12 protein-coding genes are annotated in these 18,964 nt (G+C 37.3%); 9 read left to right on the top strand and 3 right to left on the bottom strand.

What is annotated here, in order from left to right; all coding sequences use genetic code 11:
• Positions 1 to 239: 239 nt before the first annotated feature.
• On the bottom strand, positions 240 to 1,328 hold the full coding sequence (locus BM179_RS06810) for an acyltransferase family protein (RefSeq protein ID WP_092014219.1): 1,089 nt from the start codon (positions 1,326 to 1,328) through the stop codon (positions 240 to 242).
• Between the two features lie 308 nt (positions 1,329 to 1,636).
• Complete coding sequence (locus tag BM179_RS06805) at positions 1,637 to 1,942, bottom strand: acyltransferase family protein (RefSeq protein ID WP_229632912.1); 306 nt, start codon at positions 1,940 to 1,942, stop codon at positions 1,637 to 1,639.
• A 549-nt stretch (positions 1,943 to 2,491) separates the two neighbouring features.
• Between BM179_RS06805 and BM179_RS06800 the strand changes: the two genes are divergently transcribed.
• The 9 genes from BM179_RS06800 (at position 2,492) to BM179_RS06760 (ending at position 17,744) form a co-directional block, all read left to right on the top strand.
• Positions 2,492 to 6,214, top strand: a complete 3,723-nt coding sequence (locus BM179_RS06800; protein ID WP_143095164.1) for a hypothetical protein — start codon at positions 2,492 to 2,494, stop codon at positions 6,212 to 6,214.
• Positions 6,215 to 6,395: 181 nt separating this feature from the next.
• A complete protein-coding gene (locus BM179_RS06795; RefSeq protein ID WP_092014212.1) occupies positions 6,396 to 6,911 on the top strand; it encodes a hypothetical protein in 516 nt (171 codons plus the stop codon).
• Positions 6,912 to 7,730: 819 nt separating this feature from the next.
• A complete protein-coding gene (locus BM179_RS06790) occupies positions 7,731 to 8,279 on the top strand; it encodes a hypothetical protein (protein ID WP_092014204.1) in 549 nt (182 codons plus the stop codon).
• A 434-nt stretch (positions 8,280 to 8,713) separates the two neighbouring features.
• Entirely contained in the window at positions 8,714 to 9,283 is a 570-nt protein-coding gene (locus BM179_RS06785; protein ID WP_092014201.1) for a Crp/Fnr family transcriptional regulator, read from the top strand.
• 242 nt (positions 9,284 to 9,525) lie between these two features.
• Entirely contained in the window at positions 9,526 to 10,560 is a 1,035-nt protein-coding gene (locus BM179_RS06780) for an efflux RND transporter periplasmic adaptor subunit (protein ID WP_092014198.1), read from the top strand.
• 9 nt (positions 10,561 to 10,569) lie between these two features.
• Complete coding sequence (locus BM179_RS06775) at positions 10,570 to 13,674, top strand: efflux RND transporter permease subunit (RefSeq protein WP_092014196.1); 3,105 nt, start codon at positions 10,570 to 10,572, stop codon at positions 13,672 to 13,674.
• Entirely contained in the window at positions 13,664 to 14,998 is a 1,335-nt protein-coding gene (locus tag BM179_RS06770) for a TolC family protein (protein WP_092014194.1), read from the top strand. The genes BM179_RS06775 and BM179_RS06770 overlap by 11 nt, the downstream gene beginning before the upstream one ends.
• Before the next feature lie 205 nt (positions 14,999 to 15,203).
• A complete protein-coding gene (locus BM179_RS06765; RefSeq protein ID WP_143095178.1) occupies positions 15,204 to 16,343 on the top strand; it encodes an acyl-CoA dehydrogenase in 1,140 nt (379 codons plus the stop codon).
• A gap of 474 nt (positions 16,344 to 16,817) precedes the next feature.
• A complete protein-coding gene (locus BM179_RS06760) occupies positions 16,818 to 17,744 on the top strand; it encodes a helix-turn-helix domain-containing protein (RefSeq protein ID WP_092014189.1) in 927 nt (308 codons plus the stop codon).
• Between the two features lie 167 nt (positions 17,745 to 17,911).
• Here BM179_RS06760 and BM179_RS06755 read toward each other — a convergent pair.
• Positions 17,912 to 18,964 (bottom strand): pseudouridine synthase (locus BM179_RS06755; RefSeq protein WP_143095177.1); only part of this gene is annotated, 1,053 nt, incomplete at its 5' end.

The following is an 18,964-nucleotide window of genomic DNA, read 5'->3' as shown; positions in this document are numbered from 1 at the left end:
CACATAGGAACATAGAAAACATAGGGTTGTTTCTCCTTCCGTGCTCCGTGACTCAGGGAACACTTTATGCAACCACATAGAAACATAGAAAACATAGGGTTATTTCTTCTTCTGTGTTCCGTGGCTCTCAGAGCACTTTATACAACCACATAGGGATATAGAGAACATAGTTTTTCCCTCTCCGTGGTCCCCGTACTTTTTTTGCTCTGTGTGTCACAGAACAAGGAGGAGAGCATGAATTATGCCTTCTTCCTCATTTCAGTCAAGTACTTTCGAACAGGAATGTCATAAATTGTCATCATTAACCAGGCTATGCCGACCAAAAGAATTGTCGACACGGTTATGATAAAGAACAATTGTGTTCCGCCCGGTTTATGGCTGCTGTAATAATGTCCAAACATCCATAATGCCGCATAATGTGTCATGTACAGAGGATAGGATATTTTTCCGGAAAACTGGCAGAGTTTTCTTAATCCCTCTGATAACGTAGCTCCAACACCCAGGGCAATAATTAATGGAAAATAGAAGATTACAACTATTGGCTCTGTCAGCCAGTTCCATGTAGAATAAGGAAACAGAAAGGATAGTGCCAGTAATACAGACAGACTGAGAAAACCCATCTTTGTTTTAATAATCCAGTTGGAGCGATAAACCAGCATTCCTGCTAAAAAAGAGAAAGAAATACGGGCAAAACCATCCCAGAAACTGTCCTTACCCCAACCTCCCATCAATGAGCCTGAACGATAACATACCATACAAATCACTACTGCAAACAGCAAAGTCAGTAAGCGGAGATAACGGGGGCTGATTTTATACAGCACAAAAGCGTAAACAATATTGGCAACATATTCCCAGAACAATGACCAGGCAGGAGCATTGAAGCTGAATAAGTTAAAATACCGTTCTGACATCACCGGATAAGGAATCAGAAAAACCGAACTGAGAAATATTAGCACAAGTTTTCCCAGGCCAAGCAGCTCCGGATTACCTCCGAAGGGGTCGAAGAGAAAGCCTAACAAACCTAATACCGAGCCCAGAATAACCAAAGGGTGCAGTCTGATAATTCTCGATTTAAAAAACTCGGTCAATCCCATTTTACCGATGCGGTCGTCATAAGCATATCCGATTACAAAGCCTGATAAACAGAAAAAGAAATCTACTGCTAAAAAACCATGGGCGATAAAGTTCTTGCTATAGTCTGAATAGACTATTTCCATAAAATGAAAAACCACAACTGCCAAAGCAGCTACTCCTCGCAATCCGTCAAGGATTTCAAAATGTTGTTTTGTTTTTAAAATATTACTTTCCTGCATAGTTCTAATGTTCATGAGTAGGGAATTACTTTCATCCCGTTTCTTCTCATAAAATTAGGAAACACAGATAGAAATGCTGTCCTGATATGGTTTTAGGGATTTCCTCGCATTGGTCCGTAGCTCATGAACGTTTTTGCTCTGTGTGGTGCGGAGCAAGGGGTTGATACTGCCGTTAAATAAAATTTTAAGTTAATTTTTTATTTTTCCCTCTCCGTGGTCCGTGGCACACGGAACGCTTTTTTTGCTCTGTGTGTCACAGAGCAAGGGGTAGCCAAGCAGTTCCGGATTGCCTCCGAAGGGGTCGAAGAAAAAGCCTAATAAGCCTAATACCGAGCCCAGAATAACCAAAGGGTGCAGTCTGATAATTCTCGATTTAAAAATTCGGTCAATCCCATTTTCCCGATGCGGTCGTCATAAGCATATCCGATTACAAAGCCTGATAAACAGAAAAAGAAATCTACTGCTAAAAAACCATGGGCGATAAAGTTCTTGCTATAGTCTGAATAGACTATTTCCATAAAATGAAAAACCACCACTGCCAAAGCGGCTACTCCTCGCAATCCGTCAAGGATTTCAAAATGTTGTTTTGTTTTTAAAATATTACTTTCCTGCATAGTTCTAATGTTCATGAGTAGGGAATTACTTTCATCCCGTTTCTTCTCATAAAATTAGGAAACACAGATAGAAATGCTGTCCTGATATGGTTTTGGGGATTTCCTCACCTTAAACTTAATTTTATTGATGCTTTGTGTGTCACAGAGCAAAGGGTTGATACTACCGTTAAATAAAATTTTAAGTTATTTTTTTATTCTTCAGGATTAAATAGTTAAAATGCATGTATATGTATTTTAACTATTTAATAAATCAAAATGCCCATTCCCCCTCAGTAGGCTTAATCTCAAAATACATCTTTATGTGATAAGATTTGAATATTTTATATACAAAATTTGTTTAAAGTATTTTCAATCTAGCATATCATTCAACTTAACTAAAAGCGTTGCGAAGAACGAATAATGCTCAGACGTATTTAGAACTTCCTCATCGGATTATATACTTCAATTGCACACTTCAACCTTTATAAGATCTTAAAAATGTATTCATTGAATGAAATAGGTATAGAACACATAAATCGATTATCAGATATTCAATTATCGAAACTGTTACATACACTAATTATATTGGAAGCCGGAAAATACAATCTTCAAGATTGGGATAGGATAGTTCCATTTAATATCACATCTCCAGATGCAGGTTCTGATGGACGTATTGAATGGAACGGCACACCTCCAACAACAAAATGGTTAAAAAATAAATTTACCATTTTCCAAAACAAAGCTACTGACCTTTTGCCAAGTAATTGCAAAAAGGAGATTTTAGAACCTGCAAAAAAAGGACAATCTCAACGAAAATTAAAAGCACAAATAGAAAAAGTTGTCAAAGCAAATGGTTGCTACATTCTTTTCACAAACAAATCAATAGTTGACCAAGGTAAGGATGAAAGAATTGCACAGTTTCGAGAGGCAATTCAATTAGCAGGAGAACCGAATTATGAAACATTTCAAATTATCATTTACGACTCCAACTCAATAAAAGATTGGGTTAACGATTACTTATCAGCCATAATCTTAGTTCAAAAATTTAATGGTATTAACAGGCCATTATGTTTTATGGGATGGGATAAATGGGATAAAACTTTCAAATCCGATGAAACAAAATATCGGTCAAATGCTACTATTCTTGCTAATATAAAACTCATTAACAACTCGATCTTATCTGAAAAAGTAATTCGTGTTACAGGGCAATCAGGCCTTGGTAAGACAAGGCTCGTTTTAGAAGCATTTAGAGACAGTCCCTTTAACAAATCTATTGTCTATTATGACTTAAATGGTATGTCAATTATAACAGATATTAAAACCTACTTGATGAGTGTCCAAGATTCCCAATATGGAATAATAATTATTGACAATTGCGATCCCAAAAGCCATATAATTCTTTCTCAAGTAGTTAAATCATCAGGCAACATTAAGATTGTTACAATAGGACCTGATAATAGTGATTCCATTGAAGATTCAATAATTAAACTTGATAGAGACAATCAAAAAGATATTGTCAAGGAAATTATTAAGGACAAAATTGGTCTTTCTCACCAAAGTAATGACATTGAATATTTATCTGAACTTTGTGAGGGCTACCCGTGGATGGCAAATCGGTTTTGCAAATCTATTTTGCAAAAGGGCACAAATAATTTTAGTGGTACTTTACAAAAAGATTTTATTGAGAAACTTTTATTTGGTGGAAGGGAAAATGAGAGAGAATATAAGGTAATTAGAGCATGTTCTGTTTTTTCGTCATTTGGATTTCCTGATGATGAAATTTTAGACACAATAACGGGAGAGCAAGCCGATAGATTAGAGGCACAACTTAATTATATTCGAACCAATATTCTTGACATTGACGTGAGTTTAAGTGAATTTTATGAAATTTGTCAGAAGTACAAGCAACAGGATATCATAGAGAGACATAGTGTTTACTACGTTGTAAAACCAACAGTACTTGCTATTAACTTAGCAACCGATTGGTTGAAAAATAATCCTATTTCAAAAATTATTTCTATACTAACAGAATTAAAAGATAACGAATTAGGACGAAAGATTGCAGAACGAATAAAAGATTTAGACCAAGTAGATAAAGCACACCAAATAGTAGGAGAATTATGGGGACCTAATAGCCCTTTTGGTTTAGCGGAAGTTCTTAATACATCATGGGGTTCACTACTCTTCCGTTATGTTGTAGAAGTGAATCCTGTTGCTACGGCAAAAGCTTTAGAAACTTCTTTTGGTAAAATGTCTAAAGAAGAAATATTGAAAATTGATGAAGGGAGAAGGAATTTGGTTTGGGCTCTAGAGAAACTTTGTTTTAGAAAACAAAGTTTCTCTAGAGCAGCTAAAATTCTTTACTCGTTCGCAGTATCTGAGAATGAAACATGGGGCAATAATTCAACTAATCAATTCAGGCAGTTGTTTCAACTTTTCTTATCAGGAACTGAAGCATCCCTAAAAGAACGATTAGAAATTATCAAATGGGGTTTGAATAAAAAGGATGATGATTTCACTAAAATCGCAATTCAAGCAATAAGTAAGGGATTAATGAATGATCACTTCCATAGAATGGGAGGACCCGAGAAACAAGGTAGTAGTGCTCCCTTACAAGATTATTCTCCAAACTGGGAAGAAATAACAGATTATTGGAAAGAAATTATCTCCATGCTCACAGACATCGTATGTTCTAATAGTCCACACTCTGAACTTGCTAAGGAAAAGATTGCTCATTCTATAAGAAGCTTAATGATAGGGCATGGAAGTGAAATTGTAATTGATTCCATTCGAAAAATCATTGAGATCAAAGGAAACCTCTGGATAGATGCGTTGAACAGCTTAAAAATGACTTTGGGTTATGAAAAAAGCATACCTCAAAATATAGTTAATCAAATTGAGTCCCTTATAATTGACCTTACTCCAACAGATACAAAGAATCAACTATTCTTGAAAGTTACAAAACCAGAATGGGACAATCATGAGAAAGATGATAATAACATATATATTAACAAACCGAAACTTAATGCAGAAAAATATGCTCAAAAACTATTTGATGAGCATATTTCTTGGGTAGAATATATTTCCGACTTATTGCAAGGATCACAAAGACAAGCATTTGCATTCGGAAGCAAGGTCGGAGAACTAACGGATGACAAAGAAACTTTAATTGACATTTCTATTGAAGCATTAAAAAAAATAGAAAAAGAAAATCAAAACCCTGAATTAATTGCCGGAATTCTTTTTGGTTCAAATAATCTCATGATGTCTGAGAAAACAATTGATAGATTTATTTCTACTGATGAAATAAGACAACATGCTTTTTATTTGACAAAAGTTCTTTGTCCAAGTTATCACAATATTGAAAAGCTTTTTTTATTGGTTGATAAGTATGACTTTTCAATTAGTCAATTCCAAAACTTTCAATACGGAAGAGCATTAGAAGTTCTAACTAACGAAGAAATATTATTGTTATGTAGTACGATTAGTAAATACGGAAATCTAGGAAAATGGACTTCTTTATCATTGCTTTATATGTTTTGCTATAATAATGAGGACAAATGGACGCAGAATAAAGATTTTTTAAAAGAACTCATTAGTAATAATAATATGATTATTAACAATGACGAAACAGAAAAAATGGAGAGTTCTTGTTGGTCAGATGTAGTTATGGAAATTTTGGTAAAAGATAACGACAGTGTATTTGCAATTACAATCACAAAGCAAATAGTTGAGTTTTGTTCTGATATACATTTCAATTATTCCTTAGACATACAAATCGCAAATATTATTCAACTTCTCTTTAAAAAATATTTTGATATTACATGGGATTTTTTGGGGCAAGGTATAATTGGCGATTATATGACATTCTCAAATTTGGAACATATAATAGGAAAAATGAACGGTTATTTATATAAAAAAGAAGGAATTGTTTTTGAAGATCCTGAGCACTACGAAACTATATTAACTTGGTGTAGGAAACATCCTAAAATAGCACCTGAAAGAATTGCACATATGATGCCTTTAAATATAAATGAAAATGGCGAAATAAAATGGCATCCATTTTCTAAAGCAATAATTGATGAGTTCGGAGATAACGAAAAATTAATAGATTATTTAGCTTCAAATATGGGGTCATTTGGAACTGTTGGTTCAAGCGTTCCTTATTTTATAACTCAGAAGAAACTTTTACAAGAATTAATCAATCATCCTATTCAAAGACTAAAAAATTGGGCACATACTATGCTCGAATATACAAACAAAAGGATAAAAATTGAACAATTGGATGATGAAGCGTCTTTTCTCTAATAAAGAAAGTACGTAGTTTGTAACAAAGAGGATCAGGCAAATCTGATGATGTCCCATCAAACATTTCATTCTTCAGTATACTCAACCAAATTCATATGTTATTTACTCAAAAATTTGACAAATAAAACATTAATCAAAGAAATTAAAATACTAACACCATTTTAAAGATAACAATCAGACAATGATAACAGACCAATTTATAGAGGAGCTAAATAAGACCATTAATGATGATGGGCGGAAATTAATAACAAATTTTTTTATCATTTTTTCTAGGTTTGAATGTGCATTAAAATCTTCAAACTTTAAACAGATGGATGAAAAAAACAATAAGGTTTCTGCAAATTGGGAACAGTTCATTTCTTCTATTAAATCCGATTTCAATAAAAATAAATGTGATTCACTTAAAGAAGCTGTTACCTATATTATTGAAAATCCACCGAAAATGCAGGTGTTTGAAGATGAGCTATTAGGTTGGAAAGATAGACGCTTTCAACAAAATTGTCATGAAATAAATAAGCTCGATATATCAATAAGAGATATAAGGAATAACCTTTTTCATGGTGGTAAATTCAATGGTAATTATCAGAAGGATGTTACAAGAAATATCGATTTAATTAAAAGTGCAATTATAATTTTGAATGAGTGGCTTAGCTTAGATGAATCAGTAAAAAATAACTTTTTGCAGCCTATTGAATAAATGCAAACCTTATTAAGTTCAAAACCATTGGCTACAATTTTGTTAGCCTGATGTAGTTTGATACCCATCCTGTCCGTAGAGTTCCGCAGGACTCTACGGATTACAAATGAATAAGAGTAAGAACGGAGAAAAAATGATAAAATGAAAATAACGTGTGCTTCCCGTGTCACAGACATTCTTTCCATATATTATCCGTAGTCAAAAAGACTACTGACAGGGTGAGACTACGGACAGGGTGAATCTCTCAAGCATCATGAATTAATCTCCAAAAATCCCACAAAATTCCCAACCCAACCCCCAAATTTTTATTTAACGGTACTTACTATATGTTCCCTGCTTCGCTCATCACCAAATTTCTTTTTCTTACCATATATCAAGCAAAACATAAATTCCTCCTCAACTATTTGCAGTTCTCAGGGTTTTATTTCTACTTTGCTTTTTTTAAACTTAAATTAACACACGACTCTTAAAAGGAATATAATTTATTATTTACATATTTAGCGTTTGCTACTAAATCTCTTTTACGAAAACTGGCGTTTTTTAAACAACAGGGACAAGTAGGCAATACGCTCACGTCAATTTTGGCGTGGGCCTTTTTGCTTTGTTGTTGGGTATGCCAGTACCTCGTAAAGAGCATTATAGGTTCCACGCCATTTTTGTTTTCTAATGGTTTGGGATTCATCATTTACCTTTAAACAAATGAGTCTCTTATGTTGCTAACTGCCCCTCCTTAAATGTCATCCATTTTTCTGGTTTTTTTCAATAACGCAGTCTTTTCAGACCTGCGGAGGATATTTCTACCCCAAATTCTACCAAAACATGATAAGTGTCAAACGATTCATACTCTCTATTTCTATTTTTCTGGTAATTTCTTGCAAAAAGCCTCAGCTTTTGGATGAACCTCTCGCCAGACAATTGATTTTAAAAACCTTTTCTTTCCCCGTACTTATTGAAGAAGAATTTAACCTCAACAGCTTCACTACTGCGAGAGAAATGAAGGCATTGAAATTGGATAAAAGAGGTTATGTTTGTCTCAATGCACATTTTTTCGATAACCGCAAACGCATCGTCTTTACCAGGAAAGCCAGACCTTTTCTGGGGAAAATCAGTGTAAAAGAGTCTTTTTGGAGCAAGAATATATATCAGACCCTGAAATTGGGGGTACTTCATTTTGAGAGGATTAGCTCTATCAGTTTCTCACATGACGGGCACAGAGCTAAAATCCGTTTCAAGGTAAAAACTCAATTAACCCCATTTTATCCACTCAGAACCAATCCGGATTGGTGGGAGCATGAAGTTGCTTTTTACTTCTCCGGTTATTCGTGGAATTATGAACCAAATCCACGGGAGGAGTTTATGGGGTGGTAATGTACCCTGTAACCACATAGGCATACAGAAAACATAGAATTGCTACACCTACCTGTCCGTAGAGTTCCGCAGGGCTCTACGGATTACAAATGGATATTTGTCTCTGACACGGTAAATCAGGAAAAGTAAGAACGAAGAAAAAATGATAAAATGAAAATAACGTGTGCTTCCCGTGTCACAGACAATTTTCCCATAAATGATCCGTAGTCAAAAAGACTACGGACAGGATTGAAATCACTTTTCCTACTCCGTGGTCCGTGGCTCACGGACCACTTTACTACCTTCGTGCTTATGCTTCGTTTGCCACATAGCATGGAATCGCTTTTCCCTATAAAATTTCGTTCGCTCTTTACAAAACTTAAATAAAATGTTATCTTCAATCTGAATACCATATTTGCTGTGACTCCCTGCATACTTCCTCAATATTAAAGCATATGAATCTCATTTCTATTTTAAATAATATCGCTCCGCTATCTACTGAAGTCCAACAGGAGATTATTGGCTTATTTAAAAAGGAATGTCTTCCCAGACATCATTTACTGCATCGGAACGGGGATCTCTGCAACAAACTGTATTTCGTAGAAAAAGGACTGTTAAGAATTTTCTATTACAACGATCTCGGTAAAGACATTACTTATCGCTTTCAGGAAGAAAATCAGTTTCATACCGTTATCGACAGTTATTTTCAGCAAAAACCAAGTCTTTACAATGTTGAAGCACTGGAAGACAGTATTTTATATTCCATGCCCTTGTCTGAGCTCGACAAACTGAGAGAGAAGCATTTGTCTCTGCAAAAGGTTTATATCTTTGTTTTGCAGCATTTCCTGCTGGAAAACAGCGAGCGCATTACTGCATTGCAGTTTCATTCGGCACAGGAACGATACAATACCCTGATGGAAAAACAGCCGCTTATCATTCAGCGCGCACCATTAGGCCATATTGCCTCTTATTTAGGAATTACACAAGAAACTCTGAGCCGGATAAGAAGCAGAATCTACTCCTGATTTTCAGTAAAAGCCATAGCATCTGCCTGTTATTAATACCATCCTTCCCATTCATCTTATAGATAAAACTAAGTCCGGATTGTGATTTTGCCTTTGGTTGAATTAATACTGTTTTAGTTATTATTTAAGAAATACCCATAAAATTCCGTCTGTTTTTTGAAGATTCATGCACTTTTTGATTTATGTCAAAAATAGCCTCGATATACTCTGTGAACTTTGCATCATCAAAATTAAATCAAACCATGAAGAACAAATTCTTACACTCATTTATTCTTATTGCGCTAAGTTTATCTGCCTGCAATAAGGCTGAAAAGAAAACAGAAGTGACAGACAACTCTATTTCTGTCAATATCCGGCAAGTCCGCAAGATATCTGTAAACCATGATATTTCTGTCAGCGGTAATATTGAAGGAAGCAAAACAGTCAGACTCGGTTTTATGGTGGCAGGAAAAGTAAATTTTATCTCGGCCAACGAAGGACAAACCGTTTCTCAGGGAAAACTACTGGCAAGCCTCGATCCCGAAAACTATAAAATTGCCAAAGAAATGGCTGATGCAAGCCTCAATCAGGTACAGGACGACTACAACCGCATCAATACCATGCACGAGCGCGGCAGCGTTACGGAAAGTGATTATGCTAAAATCACGAATGGACTGGCTCAGGCAAAAGCTCAGAATAAACTTCAGGCCAAAAATATTACCGATACCAGGTTATACACTCCCATTTCAGGGGTTTTGTTGAAAAAAATGACAGAAGTGGGTGAAATCATTGGTGTGGGAATGCCCCTGTTTGTTGTTTCAGACATCAGTACGGTTAAAGTAAATGCCGCCATTCCGGAGTCTGAACTTCGTTACATTAAAATAGGCCAGAATGCCAATGTTTATGTCTCAGCACTGGACAATACTTTTTCCGGAAAAATAATTGAAGTAGGTTCTACTGCAGACGCTACTTCCCGGACATTCACCGTAAAGATTGAATTAAAAAATCCGAAGCTGCTTATCCGCCCCGGAATGATCGCTGAAGTGAAAATTACCTCCGGTACAAAATCTGAGGTGCTGGCATTACCGGGAGAAGCGGTTTTACATGATGTGGATAATTTAACCTATGTTTTTGTAGCCGACGAGTCAGGCAAAAAGGCCTTCAAACGCAAAATCGTTACCGGAAGATTACTTGACAATCAGATTGAAATAACTTCCGGTATTACTGAAAACGACAAGGTGATTGTTGGCGGACAACAGAAGTTAAATGACGGTTCCCCTATTCTTATCAACAACTAAATTACGGCTATGAATTTTGTAAAATCTTCCCTGAAATATCCGCAGGTTACGTTGTCGGTATTATTTCTGGTCTTTGTTATCGGCGTCAATTCTTTACTGAATATGCCACGCCGTGAAGACCCCAAAATCACCATTCGTTCAGGATTGGTACTGGCATTTTATCCCGGAGCCAACTCTGCCCAGGTAGAGGATCAGGTTACCAAGAAATTAGAACAATATCTTTTTCAATTTGAAGAAGTAAGAAAAGAAAAAACCTTTTCCACAACCCGTGACGGTGCGGTGATAATTAATGTGGAACTGGAAGAGTCTGTAAAAAATCCGGACATTTTCTGGAGTAAGCTAAGACATGAAATGCTTCTGGCCAAAACCCTCGACTTACCACAGGGTGTAAGAGGCCCCATTGTAAATTCCGATTTTGGAGATACCGAAGCCCTTGTAATTGGTATAGTATCAGACAAAGCTGATTATTCTCAACTGAAAAACTATACCCAGAAACTTGAAGATGGCATCAGAACGATTAAGGCTGTTTCGAAGATTAAAAGAATCGGAGAGCAAAAAGAACAGATTACCGTTACTTCCAATTCAGAAAAACTGGTTCAGTATGGTGTAAAATTACCGCAGGTTGTGAAAGTATTACAATCTCAAAATGCCATTAATGCTACCGGAGATGTGAAAACCAATGATTCAAAAGTGCCTCTTTATACTTCTGGTTATTACAATACTGAAAATCAGATTGCAAGCCAGATTGTAGGAACGTCCAATACAGGAGCTGTCATCCGGCTCGGTGATGTGGCCACTGTTTCAAGAATATTCCAGGAACCCACCAGTAAAACCACCGTTGACGGACATAAAGCAATGATGCTGGCGGTAGAAATGCATGAAGGAAACAACATTGTACAATTTGGCGAACAAGTCGGTAAAAAGATTGAAGAAGTATCGAAGCTATTACCCAGCGATGTAAAACTGACAACGATTATCAATCAGCCGAAAATCGTAGATGAAAACATCAGCCATTTCATTCATGAATTCTTTCTGGCTATTATTTCGGTGGTTATTGTTGTTATTTTACTCTTGCCACTTCGGATTGCAGCAGTAGCTGCCATGGCTATTCCTATGACAGTTGCCGTGACGTTTGCTCTGCTTCATACTTTTGGCATAGAACTGCATCAGGTTTCGTTAGCAGCTCTGATTGTAGTGCTGGGAATGGTGGTTGATGATGCCATTGTAATTGCCGACAATTATGTAGAACTTCTCGACGAAGGGGTAGAACGCTGGGAAGCCGCCTGGAGAAGTGCCAGCGACCTGGTTGTTCCCGTTTTAACGGCCACCATTACTATTATTGCGGCATTTATGCCTATGGTAATTCTGACGGGTTCTGTCGGAGAATTTATTTTCGCGCTGCCTATCACCGTAACTATTGCGTTAGCTGCTTCTTTCATTGTAGCAATGATTCTTACGCCTTTGCTTTGCTATACTTTTATCAAAAAAGGACTTCATGACCATTCTGAAAAACCTTCTGACAAAAAAGAAAGGATTTCTATGCTCGACCGCATGCAGAATGGTTACAACAGAGCCATTGCCTGGTGTATGAAACATCCAAAGTTCACGATCAGCGGAAGTATTTTGTCTATTGCTCTTTCAGGAGTTTTGTTTTTATTCATCAAACAAAAGTTCTTTCCGGCAGCAGAACGCAATCAGTTTGTAGTGGAAGTATGGATGCCTACCGGAACAAAACTTGATAAAACCGAAAAGGCTATTCTGAAAGTAGAGGATCTTGTAAAAAATGACAAAAGAGTCAGCACGTTTGCCACCTTCACCGGAACCAGTGCTCCAAGATTTTACTACAACTTTTCTCCGGAAGTACCTGTAAGCAATTATGCACAGATTCTGGTTAATACAACCGACGACAAAACCGCAGAAGAACTTGCCGATGAATTGTCCAAAAAAGTGGACAGACTTATTCCGGATGGAAATCCTCAGGTGAAACTGATGCAGCAGGGTTCTCCAACCAAAGCTCCGGTGGAGGTAAGAATTATCGGCGACGACCTCAGTGAACTAAAACGGATCGGGTTGAAGGTAAAAGAAATCATTCAGAAAGCGAAGGGAAGTACTATGGTTCGTTCCGACTTTAAGGAAGACTATTACGGTATCGACATCGACTTAAAAGACGAAGCCAATCGCCTGGGCTTTACCACTACCAGTATTGCTCAAACCGTTTATACCGGATTTTCCGGAGCTCCGGTCTCTACAATGTACGAAGGCAATAATCCGGTGGATATAGTCCTGCGCCTGGATGAGAAAAGCCGCCAGAACTCTGACGATTTACAGAACATGTACTTAAGTTCTCCCGCCACCGGAGCAAGTATTCCTTTACGGCAAATTGCTGATCTGAAGCCTCAGTGGCAAACCGGAAGAATTATGCATAGAAATGGGGTGAGGACTCTGACGATCCAAAGTGAAACCAAAGATGGAGCACTTCCTTCAGAGATTATCAAACAAATTCAACCGGAAATCGCCACGCTTCAGTTACCGGCAGGTTACCGGATTGAATATGGAGGGGAGCTGGAAAACAAGAAGGAAACATTCAGCCAAATGGTTATTGCCTTAGCCATCAGTCTGGTATTGATATTCTTCATTCTCCTGTTCCAGTTCAGAAACCTGAAAGAATCTGCACTGGTAATGGCTTCTATTCCATTGAGTTTGTTCGGGGCCTTATTAGGTTTAATCATTACTCATAATAATTTCGGATTTACGGCCTTTGTGGGTTTAATCAGTTTATCAGGTATCGTGGTAAGAAATGCCATTATTCTGGTAGATTATACCAACGAACTCCTCCGGAAAGGAATGGATATTCCTACCGCTGCAACCGAAGCCGGAAAGCGTCGTTTACGCCCTATATTTTTAACAGCAATGGCAGCAGCCATCGGTGTTTTGCCTATGATTCTCTCCGGTTCTCCAATGTGGAGCCCCCTCGCCAGTGTAATTGCTGTAGGAGTGGTATTCTCAATGGTTATGGCCTTATTGGTAGTTCCGGTTTTATATGTGGCAATGATTAAGCCCGCTGACAAAAAAGACAGTATGTTAACCTCAAACGAAGCGCATCATGTTCATTAAAAAATATATATCCTCATTCTCCTCAGCATTTCTGATGACAAGTTTGCTGGCCAATGCGCAGCAGACTCAGGTATTAAACCTGAAACAGGCTACAGAACTTGCTTTACAAAACAATCACCTGCTGAAAATTCAGAAGGAAAAGGTTTCTGAAAGCCGTGAGAAAATCACAGAATCGAAAAGCAAAGGAAAACCGTTGGTATATGCTACCGGAAACTACATTTTCAACGGAGTAACCAAGGATTTGTCTATTCCGAAAGGTTCATTCGGAAACCTGGCAGGTAATCCCCTTCCACAGGCAGATGTTCCTTTATTTCAGGGAAAACATAATCTTTTGCTCGGCAATGTACTGGCTTACCAACCCGTCAGTCAATTAAAAAAAATCGGGATTGGGGTAAAAGTTGCTGAAACAGATGTTTCTATTGCACAAACTCAGGTTACAAAATCAGAACTTGACATCAGGCTTGGGGTAGAAAAACTTTATCTCGGCATTTTAATTACCCAGAAACAATTGGAAGAGACCAAGGCTTCTCTTGAATTAACTGAGATGAAATTGTATGATGTAGAAAGTGCTCTCATAGCCGGGAAAACAGAATTGGTAAACAAGGTTGGCTTGCAGGCAGATTTAAGCAGCCAGCAGCAAAAGCTGTTACAATTGACCAATCAGATTGAGGATTATTCGGCAGATCTGAAAGAATTGACGGGATTCAGGTCGGAAGAAACATTGGTATTAGCTAATCCGGAAGAAACACTTCCTCCGCTTCAATCTTTGGAAACCTATTTGCTGCAGGCAAAAAACTCCAATCCCGAAATACAGCTGGTCAATCATACCATCCAAAAAGCTAATTATGGTGTGCAGGCCGCTCAAAGCGATCATATTCCAAGCATTGGGCTCATGGGCGGCTATACCTATCAGAATGTCATTTCAGATCTTCCGGCCAACAACTATTTCGTTGGCCTAAATGTGAGCTGGAATATTTTTGATTTTGGGAAAAGAAAGTCTGAATTGAATCAACGTATTTCTCAGAAAAAGCAAGGAGAAGAATACCTGGAATACATGCAAGAAAATATCCGGACGAAAATAGAGAAAGCCTACCGGAAAGTAAACCAGTCTCAGCAGCTTATTGCAGTTGCAAAGAAAGTAGTCAGCTATCGTAAAGAGGAATTTAAACTGAAGTCCGATAAAAAAGATTCGGGATTAAATCTGAAAAGAGACCTTCTGGAAACCAAAGCTTCTCTGGCTAAAGCTGAATCAGATTTATTTGCAGCACAATTAAATTACCGGCTTACCTTATCTGAATTACAATCACTTACCGGCATTTTATAAACAATAGTTCTCCCGGTTAAGCCTTATGTTTTAAAGTAAAAAGAGCCTTGTTTAAATAATCATCGCCTATTCCATCATAAAATCTGAGAATAAGGCATCTGATTTAGGTATGCAAGCATACTATTTTGTATATTTGAACAATATAAGTTTTTCTTAGAATTATCAAATCTCAACAAACATGGATACTACATTAAATATGATGGGACTGAATTTATCTTTGACGGAAGAACATTTGGCAGTACAGCAGGCAGCAAGGGATTTCGCACAAACCGAATTACTTCCGGGAGTTATTGAGCGTGATGAAAGCCAGCACTTTCCTGATGAACTTGTCAGAAAAATGGGAGAATTAGGCTTTTTGGGGATGATGGTTTCTCCAACCTATGGCGGTGGGGGCATGGATACAGTTTCATACGTTCTCGCAATGGAAGAACTATCAAAAGTTGATGCCTCTGCTTCTGTAATGGTTTCTGTAAACAATTCACTGGTTTGTTACGGGTTGGAAGCCTTCGGGACAGAAGAGCAAAAACAAAAATATCTTGTTCCTTTAGCCAGTGGTAAAACCATCGGCGCATTTGCTCTTTCAGAACCGGAAGCAGGCTCAGATGCTACTTCTCAACATACAAGTGCAGTAGATATGGGAGATTATTATCTGCTAAACGGAACAAAAAACTGGATTACGAACGGAGGGCGAGCCGGCATTTACCTTGTAATCGCTCAAACAAATCCTGAAAAAGGTCATAAAGGCATCAATTGCCTGATAGTCGAGAAAGGAATGGAAGGATTCCAGATCGGGAAAAAAGAAAACAAATTAGGAATTCGGGGTTCAGATACTCATTCTCTGATGTTTACTGACGTAAAAGTACCGAAAGAGAACAGAATCGGGGCAGACGGATTTGGTTTTAAGTTTGCCATGTCCACTTTAAATGGCGGAAGAATTGGTATTGCCGCTCAGGCACTTGGTATTGCGTCAGGCGCATACGAATTGTCTTTACAATATTCAAAAGAAAGAAAAGCTTTCGGGAAAGCTATTTCAGAGCATCAGGCAACACAATTTAAGCTAGCCGAAATGGCTACTAATATTGAAGCAGCCAGATTACTTTGTTTTAATGCCGCATTAGATAAAGATAACCACCGTGACTACGTAAAGTCTGCTGCGATGGCAAAACTATTTGCATCCAAAGTAGCGATGGATACCACCGTAGAAGCCGTACAGATTCATGGCGGATATGGGTTTGTAAAAGAATTTCATGTAGAAAGAATGATGAGGGATGCCAAAATCACCCAGATTTATGAAGGAACTTCGGAAATTCAAAAAATTGTAATCGCCCGGGAAATACTGAAATAAATAGCCGGGAATTTTATAATCAGGGCGTGTCAAACCAGTTTTGACACGTCTTTTTTTTCAGATATCAGACTAAAATACAGATTGATTTCGTTTAAACCGCCCCGATTTTCATTCAAAACAACCTTTCAGCTCTTCTCCTTTTCCAATATCTGATTATTAGAAAACCCTAAGTATTTGGGAATCAATATCTAAGCCTGCTATCTATTTGCGGAGAAAAGTTTACAAAAAATCAGAATTAATTTATGCGTGTTATATTCAACTGAGAAAACTTCAAATATCTAAAATTCCTGCCTTATCACCGATAAAAGTCAATTCTTAGGATATTACAATAAAAAAATATGAAAAAAGTTTATAACCGATAAATAAATGCTTGATACTTTTTCAATTTTAATTTTGGAATTTTACATGGATTTATTAGTTTTGTCCAAATTTCGTACTGAACCATTTTCAAATTGCCCAAAATAAGACACTAAGATGGAAGATTACAATAAGATAATCGAGTCACTTGGAGTGAAGTTTATCAAATCACGTAACATTAGAATATTACAACCCATTAGAATCAAGAACTATTACGATGTCGAGAACTCACTCTTGATTTTGTACAAAGGGGAAGTATCTTTTGGAGAGGAAGCGACTCATGTAGAGGAAGGCGATATGCTTTTTATTCCGGGAGGAAAGATGATTAGTGTAACTTATGGAAATTCCGAGAAGCCGAAAGCAGTCACAAATGAGGAATTCATGACTCATCGTGAATTGTACTTTGATGCAAACGTTGATCCTGCTAAAATTGGTACTCAGGAAAATTCATTTGGTTTGGTTGCCTTCGAAGCAAAAGTTTTCGATTCTGTAAACTTTTTTACTTCATTGGACATCCCTCCGTTTATTATCAAACGTGATGATAAACTTGCTCAGACTATTGCTGAAATCCTTACCGAAGACATGGTTGATAATATCGGTAAAGGCCGTATTATCAAAATTAAAACTGAAGAGATCGTAATTGAAGTTATTCGATATATCATTCAAAACCGTTTGTTTGTTGAGCAATTGGCAACAAACAGTACTTACTTCAAAGATCCTCGCTTAATAGATATCTTCGCTTACATCAAAGACAATATCGGTGGAGACCTTTCTAATAAGGTGCTTGCGAATGTTGCCAATGTTTCTGAAGATTATGTCGGACAGTATTTCAAAATGCTGACAGGTATCAACCCTCAGGATTATATCGAGTATCAGAGAATGGAAGCTGCGGTGGGTTTATTACGTACTACTAAGAAATCTATCCGTGCAATCGGAGCTGAAGTAGGTTATAAGGATACTGCTTATTTCTGTCGTCGTTTTAAAATGATGTTCGGTATCCCGGCAGGTAAAATGAGACGTCGTGAATCTTTAATGAACCTCTAAGAAAGATTTCATCAAAGATTATCAGGATATTATAATGAACAAAAAGCGTTTCGGGTCTGGCTCGAAACGCTTTTTGTTTTTCAGACTATTGCACAAAAAAGTCGAACCGAAGAGACCTCCGATTCGACTTGAGTTTTCAAACCTAATATTTTATTTTGTCCTGATATTTAGACAAAATACTTCAATTTCACTACTTCTTTCTCAGTTAAGAATCTCCAGTTTCCCCGTGGCAAATCCTTCTTGGTAAGACCGGCAAATGAAGTACGGTCAAGTTTTAATACTTCATAACCCAAATGTTCGAAAATACGACGAACAATACGGTTACGGCCAGAATGAATTTTGATACCAAGTACCATTTTATCCGGTGTAATAACAGCTAATTCATCTGCCTTAATTTCACCATCTTCCAGCTTAAGTCCTTCCGTAATTGCTTTAATGTCATCATCTTCGATTGGTTTATCAATTTCAACCTGATAAACTTTTGTAATTTCGTTCGAAGGATGGGTCAGTTTTTCAGCTAATTCACCATCATTGGTAAGCAATAATAAACCTGTCGTATTTCTGTCTAAGCGTCCAACCGGATAAATGCGTGAGTCGCAAGCATTTTTCACAAGCTCCATAACAGTCTTACGATCATTCGGATCTTCCGTTGTTGTGATAAAATCTTTTGGTTTATTCAACAAAAGATAAACGGTTTTCTCACGATTCAATTTACGACTTCCGTATTTTACGATGTCAGTAGGCTGAACCTGGTAACCCATTTCAGTAATTACTTTTCCGTTTACTTTTATTTCTCCCGCTTCAATCAATTTATCAGCATCACGGCGAGAACAGATTCCGGCGTTAGCAATAAAGCGGTTCAAACGGACAAGCGTAGATTTTTTTTCTACCTCCTCTATGCGTTTCTGAATTTTACGTGGAGCAGTTTCTTTGAAACTGTCAATATGGTATTCAGGCGTACGGAGATCTGATTCCTCAAAACGTGAGTGACTCTTAAATAGTTTTCTTCCTCCGAAGTTATCCTTTGCCGTACCTATTGTTTTGATTTCTCTTTCTTTACGAGCTGGTTTAGGAGCAGAATCTTTGTCTTTTGAAAAACTCTTTTTCACAAAAGTTCCTTCTGCGTCTCTCCTTACTGGTTTTTTATCTCCAAAGTCTTTACGTTCTCCGCGATTTTCTGAAAAATCTCTCTTTTGGAAACCTTCTCTTTTTTCAAATCC

The organism is Pseudarcicella hirudinis, from assembly GCF_900115665.1.
In the GTDB taxonomy this organism is placed as follows: Bacteria; Bacteroidota; Bacteroidia; order Cytophagales; family Spirosomataceae; genus Pseudarcicella; species Pseudarcicella hirudinis.
This window is presented reverse-complemented; position numbering and strand designations above follow the sequence as displayed.

Bases quoted from the DNA above. Each gene is read 5' to 3' on its own strand.
- BM179_RS06810 (WP_092014219.1), bottom strand. From the start codon at position 1,328: ATGAACATTAGAACTATGCAGGAAAGTAATATTTTAAAAACAAAACAA.
- BM179_RS06805 (WP_229632912.1), bottom strand. From the start codon at position 1,942: ATGAACATTAGAACTATGCAGGAAAGTAATATTTTAAAAACAAAACAA.
- BM179_RS06795 (WP_092014212.1), top strand. From the start codon at position 6,396: ATGATAACAGACCAATTTATAGAGGAGCTAAATAAGACCATTAATGAT.
- BM179_RS06790 (WP_092014204.1), top strand. From the start codon at position 7,731: ATGATAAGTGTCAAACGATTCATACTCTCTATTTCTATTTTTCTGGTA.
- BM179_RS06785 (WP_092014201.1), top strand. From the start codon at position 8,714: ATGAATCTCATTTCTATTTTAAATAATATCGCTCCGCTATCTACTGAA.
- BM179_RS06780 (WP_092014198.1), top strand. From the start codon at position 9,526: ATGAAGAACAAATTCTTACACTCATTTATTCTTATTGCGCTAAGTTTA.
- BM179_RS06775 (WP_092014196.1), top strand. From the start codon at position 10,570: ATGAATTTTGTAAAATCTTCCCTGAAATATCCGCAGGTTACGTTGTCG.
- BM179_RS06770 (WP_092014194.1), top strand. From the start codon at position 13,664: ATGTTCATTAAAAAATATATATCCTCATTCTCCTCAGCATTTCTGATG.
- BM179_RS06760 (WP_092014189.1), top strand. From the start codon at position 16,818: ATGGAAGATTACAATAAGATAATCGAGTCACTTGGAGTGAAGTTTATC.